This window comes from Sphaerotilus natans, from assembly GCF_900156335.1.
GTDB lineage: Bacteria > Pseudomonadota > Gammaproteobacteria > Burkholderiales > Burkholderiaceae_C > Sphaerotilus > Sphaerotilus natans.
This window is the reverse complement of sequence record NZ_FTMZ01000056.1, coordinates 1-1,176: the sequence shown is the minus strand read 5'-3', so window position 1 is coordinate 1,176 and position 1,176 is coordinate 1. Positions and strand designations below refer to the sequence as shown.

The 1,176-nt window shown below is 53.3% G+C and carries 1 rRNA gene; it reads left to right on the top strand.

The annotated features are described in order from the left end of the window. Positions 1–1,176: ribosomal RNA gene (locus BW996_RS20910) — 23S ribosomal RNA — on the top strand; the annotation flags it as partial.

Here is a 1,176-nt window from a genome sequence, read left to right as displayed (position 1 = left end):
GGCATGGAAAGGCCGGCCACAGTGGGTGATAGCCCCGTATGTGAAAAGACCTGTGTGGTACTGAGCTAGCGACAAGTAGGGCGGGACACGTGAAATCCTGTCTGAAGATGGGGGGACCATCCTCCAAGGCTAAATACTCGTAATCGACCGATAGTGAACCAGTACCGTGAGGGAAAGGCGAAAAGAACCCCGGGAGGGGAGTGAAATAGATCCTGAAACCGCATGCATACAAAAAGTCGGAGCCCTCCGGGGTGACGGCGTACCTTTTGTATAATGGGTCAGCGACTTACATTCAGTGGCAAGCTTAACCGAATAGGGTAGGCGCAGGGAAACCGAGTCCGAACAGGGCGTCTTCAGTCGCTGGGTGTAGACCCGAAACCAGGTGATCTATCCATGGCCAGGATGAAGGTGCGGTAACACGCACTGGAGGTCCGAACCGACTAGTGTTGCAAAACTAGCGGATGAGCTGTGGATAGGGGTGAAAGGCTAAACAAACCTGGAAATAGCTGGTTCTCTCCGAAAACTATTTAGGTAGTGCCTCAAGTATTACCGTCGGGGGTAGAGCACTGTTTAGGCTAGGGGGTCATGGCGACTTACCAAACCTATGCAAACTCCGAATACCGATGAGTACAGCTTGGGAGACAGAGCACCGGGTGCTAACGTCCGGACTCAAGAGGGAAACAACCCAGACCGCCAGCTAAGGTCCCTAAAATTGGCTAAGTGGGAAACGAAGTGGGAAGGCTAAAACAGTCAGGATGTTGGCTTAGAAGCAGCCATCATTTAAAGAAAGCGTAATAGCTCACTGATCGAGTCGTCCTGCGCGGAAGATGTAACGGGGCTCAAGCCAGTTACCGAAGCTGCGGATGCACCGCAAGGTGCGTGGTAGGAGAGCGTTCTGTAAGCCTGTGAAGGTGTCTTGAGAAGGATGCTGGAGGTATCAGAAGTGCGAATGCTGACATGAGTAGCGTTAAAGGGGGTGAAAAGCCCCCTCGCCGTAAGCGCAAGGTTTCCTACGCAACGTTCATCGGCGTAGGGTGAGTCGGCCCCTAAGGCGAGGCAGAGATGCGTAGCTGATGGGAAACAGGTGAATATTCCTGTACCGATTGCAAGTGCGATGTGGGGACGGAGAAGGTTAGCTCAGCCGGGTGTTGGATGTCCCGGTTCAAGCGTGTAGTC